This is a genomic window from Streptomyces sp. NPDC057623 (genome assembly GCF_042800355.1).
Taxonomy (GTDB): Bacteria; Actinomycetota; Actinomycetes; order Streptomycetales; family Streptomycetaceae; genus Streptomyces.
This window is the reverse complement of sequence record NZ_JBHVGZ010000010.1, coordinates 69,543-84,330: the sequence shown is the minus strand read 5'-3', so window position 1 is coordinate 84,330 and position 14,788 is coordinate 69,543. Positions and strand designations below refer to the sequence as shown.

The 14,788-nt window shown below is 71.7% G+C and carries 14 protein-coding genes; 11 read left to right on the top strand and 3 right to left on the bottom strand.

The window, feature by feature from the left end:
• The gene (locus ACFU95_RS13505; RefSeq protein ID WP_383826269.1) at positions 1-2,817 is read left to right on the top strand and encodes an NHLP bacteriocin export ABC transporter permease/ATPase subunit; all 2,817 of its coding nucleotides are present in this window, start codon (positions 1-3) and stop codon (positions 2,815-2,817) included.
• Between the two features lie 4 nt (positions 2,818-2,821).
• Here the strand turns inward: ACFU95_RS13505 and ACFU95_RS13500 are convergent, their stop codons facing one another.
• Both ACFU95_RS13500 and ACFU95_RS13495 read right to left on the bottom strand, forming a co-directional pair.
• A complete protein-coding gene (locus tag ACFU95_RS13500; RefSeq protein WP_383826267.1) occupies positions 2,822-3,352 on the bottom strand; it encodes an SRPBCC family protein in 531 nt (176 codons plus the stop codon).
• A gap of 5 nt (positions 3,353-3,357) precedes the next feature.
• Positions 3,358-3,699 (bottom strand): ArsR/SmtB family transcription factor, encoded by a 342-nt coding sequence (locus ACFU95_RS13495; protein ID WP_383826264.1) that lies wholly within the window; start codon positions 3,697-3,699, stop codon positions 3,358-3,360.
• A 166-nt stretch (positions 3,700-3,865) separates the two neighbouring features.
• Here ACFU95_RS13495 and ACFU95_RS13490 point away from each other — a divergent pair, with 166 nt between their 5' ends.
• The 6 genes from ACFU95_RS13490 to ACFU95_RS13465 all read left to right on the top strand — a co-directional run bounded on the left by ACFU95_RS13490 (position 3,866) and on the right by ACFU95_RS13465 (position 9,110).
• On the top strand, positions 3,866-5,371 hold the full coding sequence (locus ACFU95_RS13490) for an MFS transporter (RefSeq protein ID WP_383826261.1): 1,506 nt from the start codon (positions 3,866-3,868) through the stop codon (positions 5,369-5,371).
• Between the two features lie 159 nt (positions 5,372-5,530).
• Positions 5,531-6,538 carry a Ppx/GppA family phosphatase gene (locus tag ACFU95_RS13485; protein WP_383826258.1) on the top strand — a complete coding sequence of 336 codons (1,008 nt, stop codon included), beginning with the start codon at positions 5,531-5,533 and terminating at the stop codon, positions 6,536-6,538.
• Between the two features lie 117 nt (positions 6,539-6,655).
• Entirely contained in the window at positions 6,656-7,687 is a 1,032-nt protein-coding gene (locus ACFU95_RS13480; RefSeq protein ID WP_383826255.1) for an iron-containing redox enzyme family protein, read from the top strand.
• Positions 7,688-7,708: 21 nt separating this feature from the next.
• Complete coding sequence (locus tag ACFU95_RS13475; protein WP_383826252.1) at positions 7,709-8,362, top strand: HemK2/MTQ2 family protein methyltransferase; 654 nt, start codon at positions 7,709-7,711, stop codon at positions 8,360-8,362.
• On the top strand, positions 8,343-8,549 hold the full coding sequence (locus tag ACFU95_RS13470; RefSeq protein ID WP_383826250.1) for a CDGSH iron-sulfur domain-containing protein: 207 nt from the start codon (positions 8,343-8,345) through the stop codon (positions 8,547-8,549). Before ACFU95_RS13475 ends, ACFU95_RS13470 begins: the two co-directional genes overlap by 20 nt.
• A gap of 147 nt (positions 8,550-8,696) precedes the next feature.
• Positions 8,697-9,110 carry an STAS domain-containing protein gene (locus tag ACFU95_RS13465; protein WP_383826247.1) on the top strand — a complete coding sequence of 138 codons (414 nt, stop codon included), beginning with the start codon at positions 8,697-8,699 and terminating at the stop codon, positions 9,108-9,110.
• 216 nt (positions 9,111-9,326) lie between these two features.
• On the opposite strand, the gene ACFU95_RS13460 is transcribed toward ACFU95_RS13465, so the two are convergent.
• Entirely contained in the window at positions 9,327-9,761 is a 435-nt protein-coding gene (locus tag ACFU95_RS13460; protein ID WP_383826245.1) for a protease inhibitor, read from the bottom strand.
• A 325-nt stretch (positions 9,762-10,086) separates the two neighbouring features.
• Here ACFU95_RS13460 and ACFU95_RS13455 point away from each other — a divergent pair, with 325 nt between their 5' ends.
• The 4 genes from ACFU95_RS13455 to ACFU95_RS13440 all read left to right on the top strand — a co-directional run bounded on the left by ACFU95_RS13455 (position 10,087) and on the right by ACFU95_RS13440 (position 14,783).
• Complete coding sequence (locus ACFU95_RS13455) at positions 10,087-10,638, top strand: hypothetical protein (RefSeq protein WP_383826242.1); 552 nt, start codon at positions 10,087-10,089, stop codon at positions 10,636-10,638.
• Positions 10,639-10,833: 195 nt separating this feature from the next.
• The gene (locus tag ACFU95_RS13450) at positions 10,834-12,435 is read left to right on the top strand and encodes a purine-cytosine permease family protein (protein WP_383826240.1); all 1,602 of its coding nucleotides are present in this window, start codon (positions 10,834-10,836) and stop codon (positions 12,433-12,435) included.
• A 129-nt stretch (positions 12,436-12,564) separates the two neighbouring features.
• Positions 12,565-13,734, top strand: a complete 1,170-nt coding sequence (locus ACFU95_RS13445; RefSeq protein WP_383826237.1) for a lactate 2-monooxygenase — start codon at positions 12,565-12,567, stop codon at positions 13,732-13,734.
• The gene (locus ACFU95_RS13440) at positions 13,731-14,783 is read left to right on the top strand and encodes a 2-hydroxyacid dehydrogenase (protein ID WP_383826234.1); all 1,053 of its coding nucleotides are present in this window, start codon (positions 13,731-13,733) and stop codon (positions 14,781-14,783) included. The genes ACFU95_RS13445 and ACFU95_RS13440 overlap by 4 nt, the downstream gene beginning before the upstream one ends.
• Positions 14,784-14,788 lie beyond the last annotated feature (5 nt).

Here is a 14,788-nt window from a genome sequence, read left to right as displayed (position 1 = left end):
ATGACCTCCGTCCACGAGGGTGACCTCGTTCTCGACGCGCTCGGGCAGATGGGCACGCGCATCGACTGCGCCGGCTTCAACCGCCTCGACCTCGAAGGCCCGCAGGTGCTGTGGCTGGTCGCGTCCGGCGCCGTGGACCTGTTCGCGGTCGACGCCGGGCAGCAGGGCCACTGGCACCATCTCGGCCGGCTGGAGGCGGGCTCGCTGCTGCTTGGCCCGGTCGCCGGACCCCAGCACACGCTGGTGGCCCGCCCGCTCAGGGACTGCGTGGTACACCGCATAGGGCTGCGCGAGCTGTACCAGCCGGCCAACACCCAGACCTGGTCCTACGACGAGTACGGCAACCCGCAGTACGTCCCGCCGCAGACCAGCCCCCTGGAGTACGCCCTCGCGCTCGGCGTCGGCCGCAGCCTGACCATCCTCTTCCAGGCACCGATGGCCACCGAGCGCGCCGCCGAAGTGACCGACGACGACGTCTTCTGGATGCAGGTGCCGCCGGGCAGCGTGCAGTACGGCCAGCTGTACGGCGCGGAGGCGGCCGCCGACCTGCTGATGGACCCGGCGGTCTGGCAGTCCATGGTGGACCAGCAGTACCGCCTGCTGACCACGCTGGACCGCTGGATCGAGCAGCTGGAACGCACCCACGAGACGCGCACCGCGGAGGGCATCAGGGCCGGCGAGGCGGTGCGCGCCCAGGCCGACCAGACGCTGCTGGCGTCCATCGGCAAGCGTGGCGACAAACGCACGACGGCCGCCGACGCGGACGCCAGCTACGCGGCGTGCAAGCTGGTCGCCGAGGCGGCCGGGATCACGCTGGCCGAGCCCGCGCAGAGCGGCACCGAGAGCGACCGGCTCGACCCGGTCGAGCGGGTGGCCATCGCGTCGCGCGTGCGCACCCGGGCCGTACGACTGGACGGGCGTTGGTGGCGGGACAACATAGGGCCGCTGGTGGGCCACCGGGCACTGTCGGGCGCGCCGGTGGCGCTGCTGTGGCGGCGTGGCGGCTATGTCGCCGTCCATCCGGCGACCGGCCGTGAGACACCGATCGAGAAGGCCAACGCGGAGGAGTTCGAGCCGCGTGCGGTGATGTTCTACCGGCCGCTGCCCGACCGTGTGCTGAGCCCGCTGCGGCTGCTGCGGTTCAGCATGCGGGGCACGGGCGGCGATCTGACGAATCTGCTGATCAGCGGGCTGGTCACCGTGGCCATCGGCGCGCTGGTGCCGATCGCGACCGGCAAGATACTCGGCGAGTTCGTGCCGAAGGCCCAGACCGGGCTGATCGTGCAGTTCTGTCTGGCCGTGATGATCAGCAGTGTCGTGGCCGCGGCGTTCATGCTGCTGCAGAACCTGACGATCCTGCGCCTGGAAGGCCGTATCGAGGCGACGCTCCAACCGGCCCTGTGGGACCGGCTGCTGCGGCTGCCCACGAAGTTCTTCACGGAGCGTTCGACCGGCGAGCTGGCGAGCCAGGCCATGGGGATCAGCGCGATCCGCCGGCTGATGGCCGGAGTCGGCCCGGTCGTCGCGTCGTCGGTGACGGTGGGCGCGATGAACCTGGCGCTGCTGTTCTGGTACAGCGTGCCGATGGCGCTGGCGGCGATCGGCATGCTCGTCGTCATCGCGGCCGTGTTCCTGGGGCTGGGCCTGTGGCAGGTGCGCTGGCAGCGGCGGCTGGTGGTGCTCGGCAACAAGCTGAACAACCAGGCGTTCCAGACGCTGCGCGGTCTGCCGAAGCTGCGGGTCGCGGCGGCCGAGAACTACGCGTACGCGGCCTGGGCGGCGCAGTTCGCGCGCAGCCGTGAGCTCCAGCAGCGGGTGGGGCGCATCAAGAACCTCACCACGGTGATGGGCGCCGTGTACCTGCCGGTGTGCACGCTGCTGATGTTCATGCTGCTGGCGGGTCCGGCGCGCGGGACGATGTCGGCGGCCGCGTTCCTCACCTTCAACACCTCCGTGACGATGCTGCTGACCTCGGTCACCCAGCTGACGGGCTCGTTCGTGTCGGCGGTGGCCGCGCTGCCGCTGTTCGAGGAGATCAAGCCGGTGCTTGAGGCCACGCCGGAGGTGCGCACGGCGAGCACCCGGCCGGGCCCGCTGACCGGTTCGATCGAGGCGCGCCGGCTGTCCTTCCGGTACTCCGACGACGGCCCCCTGGTCCTCGACGACGTGTCCTTCGACGTGCGGTCGGGCGAGTTCGTGGCGATCGTCGGCCCCAGCGGCTGCGGCAAGTCGACGCTGCTCAGACTGCTGATCGGCTTCGACAAGCCGGTCTCGGGCAGTGTGCTGTACGACGGCCAGGACCTGTCGGCGCTGGACCAGTCGGCCGTGCGGCGGCAGTGCGGCGTGGTGCTCCAGCACGCCCAGCCGTTCACCGGCTCGATCCTCGACGTCATCTGCGGCACGGAGCCGTACACGCCGGAGGAGGCGATGGCGGCGGCCGAGATGGCGGGGCTCGCCGAGGACATCAAGCGGATGCCGATGGGGCTGCACACCATCGTCTCGGGCAGCGGCGCGATCTCCGGCGGGCAGCGGCAGCGGCTGATGATCGCCCAGGCGCTGATCCGCCGCCCGCGCATCCTCTTCTTCGACGAGGCGACCAGCGCCCTCGACAACGAGACGCAGCGCACGGTCATCGAGTCGACCAAGGCCCTCAACGCCACCCGCATCGTCATCGCGCACCGGCTGTCCACGGTGCTGGACGCCGACCGCGTGATCGTGATGGAGGACGGCAAGGTCGCCCAGCAGGGTCCGCCCGCGCAGCTGCTCGCGGACACGAACGGGCGGCTGCACGAGCTGGTGCGCCGCCAGATGGCGTGAACCGTCAGGAGTCCACGCCCGGGATCGGGGCGCCGGAGGGGAATCCGGCGGCGACATAGCCGTCGTAGAGCCCCTTCCAGGGCGCCCCGGCCCCGGCGTGCGGCCCTTCGAGACGCTCCCCGCGCGCGTGCGCGTCGAGGGCGGTCAGGCAGACCTCCCAGCCGGCGCTGTTGCGGGCGGCGGTGTTCTCGGCGACGAGGACGTTGGTGAGGGTGAAGCGGGTGCGGCCCTCGTCCAGGGCCTCCAGGTCGAAGTGGAGCTCGTCCCCGCCCCACTCGAAGGACAGGTGGCGGGGCTCGTCGACGGCGATCACGCGGCCCGTGGAGTCCTCCATGTTCGGGTCGCCGCCGAACCTGATCGTGCCGCCGGGGCGCAGCTCGATCTCGGCGCGGGACGGGAACCAGTGGGCGAGTTCGTCGACGTCGGTGACGAATCGCCAGACCCGCTCGACGGGGTGGTCGTAGGTACGGCTGAAGCGGACGGCCGGGCGGCCGTCGTCCAGGGTCAGACAGGTGCCGGTGAGGTCGGCGGTCATGGGGATCAGTCCTTCGTGACGGGTTCCTCGGGATCGTCCGACGCCTCGTCGAGTCGGCGGCCCAGCTTGTCCAGACTTCTGTTCCAGAGCCTGCGGTAGGGCGCCAGCCAGGCGTCGAGCTCGGCGATGGGCGCGCCTTCCAGGGCGTAGACGCGGCGCTGCGCGTCCTGCCGGACCCGTACCAGGCCCGCCTCCCTCAGCACCTTGAGGTGCTTGGAGGTGCTCGGCTGACTCAGCCCGCATGCCTCCACGATCTCCCCGACGGGCCGGGGCCGCTCCAGGAGCAGCGCGACGATGGCCCGTCGGTGCGGATCGGCGAGGGCGGTCCAGAGCGAGGTGTCGGCCATCCAGCCAGTATGCCCCACTGGTTATATAGCTGCCAAGGAATACGAGCCGTGCCTGTTTCGAAACGTTGCCGTTTCGCTTCAGAGGGTCTAGTCTCCTGAAAGTGAACGAAACCGTTTCGTTTACCTGCGCGTTACCTTCACTCGGCTTCCCTGGAGTTGAATCCCGATGCCCCACAGGACACTGACGGACAGCGCCCCTGAGGGCGCCGTCGAGGCGCCGTCGGCGGCGGCCTCGGCGAGGCGGTGGTGGATCCTCGCGATCATCGCCGTCGCACAGCTGATGGTCGTGCTGGACGCCACGATCGTGAACATCGCCCTGCCCTCGGCCCAGGCCGACCTCGGCTTCTCCGACGGCAGCCGGCAGTGGATCGTGACGGCCTACGCGCTGGCGTTCGCGTCCCTGCTGCTGCTCGGCGGCCGGATAGCGGACCTCTTCGGCCGCAAGCCCGCCTTCCTGGTCGGCGTCGTCGGCTTCGCGGGCGCGTCCGTGCTGGGCGGCGCCGCGACCGGCTTCGAGATGCTGGTCATCGCGCGTGCCCTGCAAGGCGCCTTCGGCGCACTGCTCGCACCCGCCGCGCTCTCGCTGCTCAACACGACGTTCACCGACGCCCGTGAACGGGCCAAGGCGTTCAGCGTCTACGGCGCCATCGCCGGTGCCGGTGGCGCGGTGGGCCTGCTGCTCGGCGGTGTGCTGACCGACGCCCTTGACTGGCGCTGGACGCTGTACGTCAACGTGCCCATCGCGGCCCTCGCCTTCGTGGGAGGCTGGCTGCTGCTGAGCAACCACCGCGACGCCGTGAACTCCAAGCTGGACGTGCCGGGCACGATCCTGGTCGCCGGCGGACTGTTCGCCGTGGTCTACGGCTTCTCCAACGCCGAGACGCACGACTGGGGTTCGCCCGAGACCTGGGGCTTCCTGCTGGCCGGCGGCGTACTGCTGGCGGCGTTCGCCTGGTGGCAGACCCGGGCCGCGCACCCGCTGCTGCCGCTGCGGATCCTGCTCGACCGGGACCGCGCCGCGTCCTTCCTCACCGTGCTGATCACCGGCGCCGGAATGTTCGGCGTGTTCCTCTTCCTCACCTACTACCTCCAGATCAACCTGGGCTTCAGCCCGACGAAGACAGGGGTCGCGTTCCTGCCGATGGTCGCGGCGCTGATGGTGATGGCGCAGATCGGCACCACGGTCCTGGTGCCGCGGCCGGGCCCCAAGGTCGTCCTTCCGCTGGGCTTCGCGATCGCCACCGCCGGCATGGCCTGGCTGACCGGAATCGGCGTCGGCTCGGACTACACGACCGCGGTGCTGCCGCAGCTGGTCATCGTCGGCGTGGGCCTCGGCATGGTCATGCCGCCCGCCATGCAACTGGCCACCGGCGGGGTGGCGGCCGAGGACGCGGGGGTCGCCTCGGCGACGGTCAACGCGATGCAGCAGGTGGGCGGTTCGATCGGTACGGCGCTGCTCAACACGCTCGCCGCGAGCGCCGCGACCGACTACCTCGCGGGCCGCGACGCCACCAGCAAGCTGGTGCAGGCCCAGGCGACGATCGAGAGCTACACCACCGCCTTCTGGTGGTCGGCCGGCTTCTTCGCCGCCGGTGCCCTGATCGCCTTCGCGCTCTTCCGGCGCGGGGTGCCGCAGCAGGACGCGTCCGCCGCGCCGGTCGTCCACATGTGACCGTCCCGACCGCCTGACCGCCCGGGTCCGAGGGGCCGCCGTCCACAGGGAGACGGCGGCCCCTCCTCGTGGGTTCGAGTACGGCGCTCGCGTCATAAGTGGCGGCGCACAGGGGCTGTTCGGCGTTGCTCCGACGGCGAAACGGGTACTCCCGCACGTATGCGAATCAGCGTGGTGGATGTGGGGTCGAACACCGTCCGGTTGGTCGTGGCCGACGCGGCGGACGGGGTACCGCTGCCGGTGCACACCGCCAAGTGGCGGCTGCGGCTGTCGGAACAGGTCAGACCCGGGGAGGCCGTCCCCGAGGAGGCCGTCGAACGGCTGGTGCACGCGGTCGCGGCGGCGGACCGGACCGCGCTCCGGTGGGGCGCGACCGCTCCCCTGGCCTTCGCGACCGCCGTGGTGCGCGCCGCCCCGAACCGCCGGGACGTACTGCGCGCCGTGCGGACGGGGACGGGAGTGCCCCTGTGCACGCTGCCGGGCGAGGTGGAGGCCGAGCTGACGTTTCTCGGGGCGCGACGGTGGATGGGCTGGCGGTCGGGACCGCTCGCGCTGCTCGACATCGGCGGCGGCTCGCTCGAAGTGGCCTTCGGACGCGGCCGGTTGCCCGACTTCGTGGCGTCGCTGCCGCTCGGCGCGGCACGGCTGACCCATGAGTTCTTCGACGGCGAGGACCCGCCGACGAGCGCGCGGGTCCGCGCCCTGCGCCGCAAGGTCCGCCACCAGCTCCGGGACGTCGCGGCCCGGATCCGCTGGGAGGGACCGCACACGGCGGCGGCCACCTCGCGGACGTTCCAGCAGCTGGGCCGGCTGTGCGGGGCCGCGGCCGGGCGTCACGGGCCGTTCGTGGAGCGGCAGTTGGCCCGCTCGGACCTGCGCGAGGCCGTCGGCCGCCTCTCCGGGCTGACCGCCACCGAACGCGCCCTGCTCCCCGGCATCTCCGCGCCGCGCGCCGTACAGAGCCTGGCCGGCGCGGTGGTGGCACACACCTCGATGAAGCTGACCGGACTGCGCACGGTCACGATCTGCCCGTGGGCGATCCGCGAAGGGATCATGCTGCGGCACATCGAGGACGGTGCCGACTGGTGGGTGGAGGTATCGCGCCTGGAGGAGCAGATCACGCCGCCCGAGCCGGTGCCGCTGAGGATCGCGCCGGCGTCCAGCTGAGCGCCTCTTTGCCGGGGCGCCGGCCGCGTACCGCCGGTCGGCCATGCCCCGGCCGGTCCGGTGCGAGCACCGCGCATGCGGGCGGGTGCACCGGCGCCCCACGGGTACTCGGCAGCCATGGCACACGACCTCCGCAGGGCGGACGACGGTGAAGGACCCCCGCTGCCGTCCGCTCGGGGCCCCGTCTCCGCCGCCGTCGAGGCGTATCTGCGGGATACGGGCGCACCGCCCCGCAGCGAGGACATCGCGAGCGCGCCCGTCTACGGTGACGATCTCCAGCTGGCCCTCTACCTCTGCTACGAACTGCACTACCGCGGATTCGCGGGGGTGCCCGACGCCCGTGAGTGGGACCCGGACCTGCTGCGCGTCCGCGCGGCGCTGGAGCACCGCTTCCTCAGCGCCCTGCACGCGGACGTGCCCGCCCCCGACAGCGTCGACGACGCGCTGGCCGGCCTCCTCGTCGAACCCGTCGACGGCAGCGGCGTCAGCCACCACCTGTCCGCCGAGGGCGAGTTGTGGCAGGTGCGCGAGTACGCCGCCCAGCGCTCCCTGTACCACCTCAAGGAGGCGGACCCGCACGCATGGGTACTGCCCCGGCTGTGGGGCCGGGCCAAGTCCGGCATGGCGGCGGTGGAGTTCGACGAGTACGGCGGCGGCCGCCCCGAACGCGTCCACGCGCGCCTCTTCGCCGACCTGATGACGGACCTCGGCCTGGACACGGCGTACGGGCACTATCTCGACGTGGGGACCGCTCAGGCCCTGGCCACGGTCAACCTGATGTCCCTGTTCGGACTGCACCGGGCGCTGCGCGGAGCGCTCGTCGGCCATTTCGCGGCGGTGGAGATCACCTCGTCGCCGGCCTCCCGACGGCTGGCCGAGGCGATGCGCCGCACGGGCGCCGGGCCCGCCGCCGAGCACTTCTACGACGAGCATGTCGAGGCGGACGCGGTGCACGAGCAGGTCGTACGGCACGACGTCATCGGTGGTCTGCTCGCCGAGGAGCCGCATCTCGCTCCCGACGTAGCCTTCGGTATCGACGTCACCGGATATCTGGAGGACCGCTTCGCCGACCGGCTGCTGGGCGCCTGGCGCGCGGGACGGACGTCGCTCCACACGCCGTCACGGCCCGAAACGCCCCTTACTTCCTGAATACGCGGGTACCCGGGGCCGGTGAGAGCACTGGTGCCACCGGGCGTGTACGCCCCTCAGGAAGACACCGACCTGCTGGTCGGGGCCCTGCGTGACGAACCGCTGCCCGACGGCGCGGACGTCCTCGACGTGGGCACAGGGTCGGGCGCGCTGGCGATCGAGGCCGCGCGGCGGGGGACACGGGTGACCGCGGTGGACGTGTCATGGCGGGCGGTGTGCACGGCACGGCTGAACGCCCGGCTGGCCCGGCTCCCCGTCCGTATCCGGCACGGCAACCTCTTCGCCCCGGTGCGGGGGCAGTCGTTCGACCTCATCCTGGCCAATCCGCCGTATGTACCCGCGCCCGGCTCGGACCAGGCGCCGCGCGGCGCGGCCCGGTCCTGGGACGCGGGCCGGGACGGCCGGCTCGTCCTCGACCGGATCTGCCGGGAGGCCCCCGCCCTGCTGCGCCCCGGCGGTGTCCTCTTGGTCGTGCACTCGGCGCTCAGCTGTCCCGACCGGACGCTGACCCATCTGCGCGGGTCGGGGCTGAAGGCATCCGTGACAAGGCGTCGCGTGATCCCGTTCGGGCCCGTGCTGCGGTCGCGGGAGGGATGGCTGCGGGAGCGCAGTTTGATGGCAACCCCTGATCAGAGGGAAGAGCTGGTGGTCGTCCGTGCCGAAGTCCCCGTCTGACGAGCCGCGCCGGATGAAGGTCCAGCGCCAGGGTCCCCTCCTGGTGGAGGGGCCGGTCGAGGTGGAGCTGGAGGACGGCACGGTCGTCGTCTCCGACCGCTTCCGCGTCGCCCTGTGCACCTGCCGTCGCAGCCGTCGCTACCCCTGGTGCGACACCAGCCATCGCGACCGGGCCAGGGATCGGTGAGCCGACCGGACGCAGAGTCAACTGTTACCGGCGGAATTCACCACGTCGAGTGAACCAGATCTTGCGCACGGCACCGCAGGGATGCTCACGCCCGCCTCCGGGTAAAAACCCTGATCAAATGCGCCCCTTCGCCGAGGTGGAGCGGACATGACGCCGGACGCCGACGACCGCACCCCCCGTCCGACCGAGAGCGTGACCCCGGACCCTTCCCGGTTCGTGCCGCCCCCGGCGAACGCCCATGCCCGCACCCGCAGATGCGGCCCGTTCACGGTGGTCGAGGTCATGGGCGAGGTCGATCTGGCGACGGCGGCGTCGGTCGCCGAGCACCTGGACGCGGCGACGGGGCGGCCGGAGTCGGATGTGCTGGTCGATCTGCGGCGGGTCGAGTTCTTCGACTGCTCGGGGCTGCGCGTCCTGTGCCGGGCCGAGACCCGCGCCCGGGAGCGCGGCGGACGCCTGCGGGTCGTGTCCGCCGCCCCGCGGTTGCGGCGGCTGTTGCTCGGGGCAGGTCTGCTGGACCGCTTCCCGCCCTTGCCCGGGATCCCCGGGGAAGGCGGATGATCCCGCCCGAGCCGTCCGCGGCGTGACCGTGCCCGCGCCCGTGCCCGTGGCACTTTGGGATCCGAAGGATCCCGGAGCGTTCCGAGGTGCCGGCCAGGCGGCCCCACTCCGCCCGGCCGGCCCCCGGTGCGAGATCGCGGGAGGCCCCTCGGCACGGCTCGCACTCCCCATCCGCGAGCCTGCGCCGAACTGCACGGGGACCTCGCGATCCCGGTCTTAGAACGCGAAGAGGCTCACGCTGTAGGAGCCCTTCACGCACTCGTTTGCGAAGGTGCGCTCATAGGAGACGCGTTGGCCCTGCCAGACCCCTTCGACCGTGACGATCACGGGGTCGTACTGCTTGGTGCACAGCACGCCGTCTCTACTCCTCAGGGCGTCGAAGTTCCCGCCCACGCCACGCAGTTCGACGCACGCGGAGGAGGCGTCGGGATGGGTACCGGAGGGCGTCGGGGCGCAGCTCAGGGTGACGGCACGCACCGGGGTCGTGACGGTGGCGTTGTCGCCGTGGGCCAGGGTGAGCACCAGCGCCGAGGGGGCGTAGAGCGAGCGGGGGGCGGCGTCCGGGGCGGCGAGGGCGGATCCGGTCAGGGGTCCGCAGACGGCGGTGGCCGTGAGAGCGAGGGTCGCTGCCCAGCGCGCGGTGTTCCGCATTGTGTGCATCCTTCCGCTTGATTCGGGGGTGTGTCGACTCCGACGCGATCGATGCCGGAGCGACGAGCGGGAGTCTGCCGAGTCCGCCGCCGAAACTCACATCGACACCGCGTGTTTCAGTAACCTTGCGTATTGAATCAGTGGCGTGAAGTAACGGAGTCCGAGCGTTCCAACACCGGAAGTTGGCGGTTCTTGATCGTTTCAAGGTGCCGAGTGGCCGGATTACGCACGCTCATTAATAGGCCTGAAACATTCCGGTTGAACCCTCGGCTGACACGCCCGGACCCCCCTTGTGTTCATGAACGAGCGGAGTAATCGTCATTACATGATTACCAGCGAGCAACGAGAGAAGCTGCGCGGCTGGTTCGCCGGCCGCCTGCCCGACGACCTCTTCGAGGAGCTGACCGAGGTGACGGTCGACCGCGAGGAGATCACCGTGATCGGCCGCATCCCCGCACCCCACCTGGCCGAGGGCGCCCCGGCCGCCGAGCGGGACGCGGCCGTGGAGGGCCGGATCCAGGAGTTCCGGGAGCGCACCCGGGACACCCGGATCGAAGTGGCCCGTGACGCCGAACACCGGTTCCGCCGCAAGGTCTCCTGGGGCGTGGAGTGCGGCGGGGAGCGCGCCCTCTTCACACATGTGGCGGCGCCCGTGATGACCCGGCTGCGCCAGCCCGAGCGTCAGGTCCTCGACACCCTGATCGCCGGCGGGGTCGCCCGCAGCCGCAGCGAGGCCCTCGCCTGGTGCGTCCGGCTGGTCCAGCGGCACACCGACGACTGGCTCACCGAGCTGCGCGAGTCCCTGGAGAACGTGCGGCGGGTGCGGGCACAGGGGCCGGACACGGAGCCGGAGGAGGCACCCGGGGACAGCGAGTGATGGAGGTTTCATCCACTCACGGCACCGAAGATGGATGAACCGTCCTCTGGTGCGGATCTTGTGCCACGCCGTACGGTCTGCTGATCCCCGAGAGGACGGCATCCGCGCTGCCCGCACACCCAGCGGCAGACGCCGGCCGTCGGCCCCGCCGCGCCACCACGCGCTCCACCGCCCCGCCCACGCCGGAGCCTCCCTGTGTCCCCACAGTCCCCGCAGCCCGAACCCTCCTCCCCCGCCCCCTCCTTGACCGAGGTCGAGAGCCACGGCGTCGACCGCATCCCCGACGCCGAGCGCAGCGCGACCCCGCTGGACCTGTTCCGGCTGGCCTTCGGGGGCGCCAACACCTTCTCCACCTGCGTCCTGGGCGCCTTCCCGATCCTGTTCGGCCTCTCCTTCTGGCAGGGACTCGCCGCCACGCTCCTCGGAGTCGTCGCCGGCGCGCTGATCCTGTGCCCCATGGCGGTGTTCGGGCCGGTCAACGGCACCAACAACGCCGTCTCGTCCTCCGCGCACCTCGGCGTGCACGGCCGCGTGGTCGGCTCGTTCCTCTCTCTGCTGACGGCCGTCGCGTTCTTCTCCATCTCGGTGTGGAGCTCCGGGGACGCCCTGGTCGGCGGCGCGCACCGGCTCTTCGGCCTGAGCCGCGGCAACCTGTCGTACGTCGTCGCGTACGCCCTGTTCGCCGGACTGGTCCTCGCGGTGTGCGTGTACGGCTTCCGCTTCATGCTCTTCGTCAACAAGCTCGCCGTGCCCTCGGCGAGCGTGCTCTTCCTGGTCGGCCTGGTCGCCTTCGCCGGCGACTTCGACCCCTCCTACGCGGGTGTCTTCACGGACTCCGCGGACGCGGCGACCCGGTCGCTGTTCTGGCCGTCGTTCATCGGCGCGGCCCTGATCGTGCTCTCCAACCCCGTCTCGTTCGGGGCGTTCCTCGGCGACTGGTCGCGCTACATCCCGGCGAGCACCCCGCGTCGCAGGGTGGTCGGCGCCGCCTTCCTGTCGCAGCTCGCCACGCTGCTGCCGTTCGTCTTCGGCCTGGGGACCGCGAGCATCATCGCCACGAAGGTTCCGGAGTACGTCGATCCGGCGGCACCCGACTTCGTGGGCGGGCTGCTGGCGATCTCGCCCGGCTGGTACTTCCTGCCGGTGTGTCTGCTGGCGCTGATCGGCGGCATGGCGACGGGCACGACCGCGTTGTACGGGACCGGGCTCGACTTCTCCTCGGTGTTCCCGCGGCTGTCGCGGGTGCGGGCCACGCTGCTGGTCGGCGCGTTGTCGATCGCCTTCATCTTCATCGGGCGGTTCGGGCTGGACCTGGTGCGGTCGATCTCGACCTTCGCCACCATGATCATCACCTGCACCACGCCGTGGATGGTCGTGATGATGCTGGGCTACTGGACCCGACGCGGCTGGTACGACCCCGACGCCCTCCAGGTCTTCAACCGCCGTCAGCGCGGCGGCCGTTACTGGTTCGCGCACGGCTGGAACTGGCGGGGCATGACCGCCTGGTGGGTGGCGGCGGTGATCGGCGTGCTGTTCACCAACATCCCGGGCCAGTTCGTCGGCCCGCTGGGCGATCTCGCGAGCGGGGTGGACATCGGCCTTCCGTTGTCGCTGGCCGTCGCCGCCGTCCTGTTCCTGACGCTGCTGCGGCTGTTCCCCGAGCCGCGCGCGGTCTACGGCCCCGAGGGAGCGCGGCTGGCCCGTACCGCCGATCTTCCCGTGCCGCCGATCACGGGTCCGGGGGCCGCGGGCGACGAGGAAGCGCTGTCGCACCCGTCGACCACGTCGCGGGCCTGACCGATCTGCCGAACTCCTCGAGAGCGAGCCCCTTCCCGCCCTTCCCGACCCGGGCCATCCCGTCCTGCCTACTGGTCGGTATGGTCGGCGTACTGCGCGTTCTCAGCGACGAGAGGCGGGATGTGGGACATGGCGAAGCACTGGGCGGACTTCCAGTACGAGATCTATCTGAACGGGATGACGGGGGCCGTGCCCCGGCTGCCCACTGATCTGACCCGGCTGGAGGAACTGACCGAGCGGCGCCTCGGGCCCGGTCCCGTCGGCTATGTGGCGGGCAGCGCGGGCGACGGCAGCACCGCCCACGCCAACCGGACCGCTCTGCGGCGGCGCCGGATCGTCCCCCGGATGCTGCGAGACGTGCACGCACGGGATCTGTCCGTCCAGGTACTGGGCCGCGCCCTGCCCGCTCCGCTGGCGTTGGCGCCGGTCGGAGTGCTGTCGATCATGCACCCGGACGCCGAGAGCGCGGCCGCCCGGGCCGCCGCCGCGCAGGGCGTGCCGTTCATCCTCTCCTCGGCGTCCAGCACCCCCATGGAGCAGGTCGCGCAGGCGATGGGCGACGCCGAGCGCTGGTTCCAGCTGTACTGGCCGAAGGACCCGGAGGTGGCCCGGAGCTTCCTGAACCGGGCGAAGGCGGCCGGGTTCACCGCACTCGTCGTCACTCTGGACACGCCGATGCTGGCCTGGCGGCCACGCGATCTCGACCAGGCGTATCTGCCGTTCCTGCACGGCGTGGGCACCGCCAACTACTTCTCCGACCCGGCCTTCCAGGCGGGCCTGGCCAAGCCCGTGCTGGAGGATCCGAACGCGGCCGTCATGCACTTCGTCGGGATGTTCTCGGACCCCGCCAAGACCTGGCCTGACCTGGCGTTCCTGCGGGAGAACTGGGACGGCCCGATCGTGCTCAAGGGCGTCCTTCATCCGGACGACGCCCGCGAGGCCGCCGACGCCGGGATGGACGGGGTCGTCGTCTCCAACCACGGTGGCCGTCAGGTGGCCGGGTCCGTCGGGGCGGCCGACGCCCTGCCCCGGGTCGTGGCGGCGGTCGGCGACCGGCTGACGGTGCTGTTCGACAGCGGCGTTCGCACCGGCGACGACATCTTCAAGGCCCTCGCGCTCGGCGCGCGGGCGGTGCTCGTCGGACGGCCCTACGCCTACGGGCTCGGCCTCGACGGACAGGCCGGCGTCGAGCACGTCATCCGCTGTCTGCTCGCCGAACTCGACCTCACCCTCGCCCTCTCCGGGCACGCCACCCCCGCCACGATCGGCCCCGCCGACCTCATCGAGGAATCCGCATGACCGCCACGAAGAACGTCCTCGCCGTCATCTCCCCGCATGTGGGAGGCCGTGGCATCGGGGCCGGCCTCGCCACGCTCTTCCCCGAGGGCGCGCGGGTCACCGTCGTCGAGGCGGCCGACGAGGACCCGGCCGCCCTGCGCGCCGCGCACGTCGTCATCACCGGGCTCGCCCCGGTCACCGCCGAACACCTCGCCGCCGCCCCGGAGTTGGAGCTGGTGCAGTGCGCCAGCCACGGCTTCGACTACGTCGACGTGGACGTGGCACGCCGGCGCGGAGTGCGGGTGTGCAACATCGGCTCCAGCGGTGCCGAGGCGCAGAACGTGGCCGAGCAGACCTTCGCCCTCATGCTCGCGCTGGCCAAGCAGCTCGTCCCCGCCCACGCCGCGCTCGTCGAGGGCGACTGGGCGCTCCCCCGGCTCCAGCACTCACTGACCGAACTGTCCGGCAAGACGATCGGCATCGTGGGCCTGGGCCAGATCGGACAGCAGGTCGCCCGTCGCGCGGTCGCGTTCGACATGAGCGTGGTGTACGCCGGACGACGCCGGCTCCCGCCCGAGAATGAGGCCGAACTCGGCGACGCCCGCCACGTCCCGCTCGACGAACTCCTGCGCACCGCCGACTACGTCTGCCTGCACACCCCGCTCACCGACGAGACCCGGAACCTGCTGAACGCCGAGCGGCTGGCACTCCTCAAGCCGACGGCGTTCGTGATCAACACCGCGCGAGGCGCCCTGATCGACCAGGAGGCCCTCGCGGACGCGCTGGAGAAGGGCGCCGTGGCCGGGGCTGGACTCGACGTCTTCGACCCCGAACCCCCCACCCCCGCTCTGCGCCTGCCGCGCGCCCCGAACGTGGTGCTCTCCCCCCACATCGGCGGTGTCACCCGCGAGACCCTCGTCCGCATCGCCCTCGCCGCCGTCCAGAACGTGACGCACTTCCTGGCGGGCGGGACACCCCGGGACATCGTGAACCAGTCGCTTCAGCACCGTGCGGCTTCGCCGGGCGGGCGCGGCCGGCCGCAACGGCGCCGCGGCCGACCGACGCCCTGACCGCG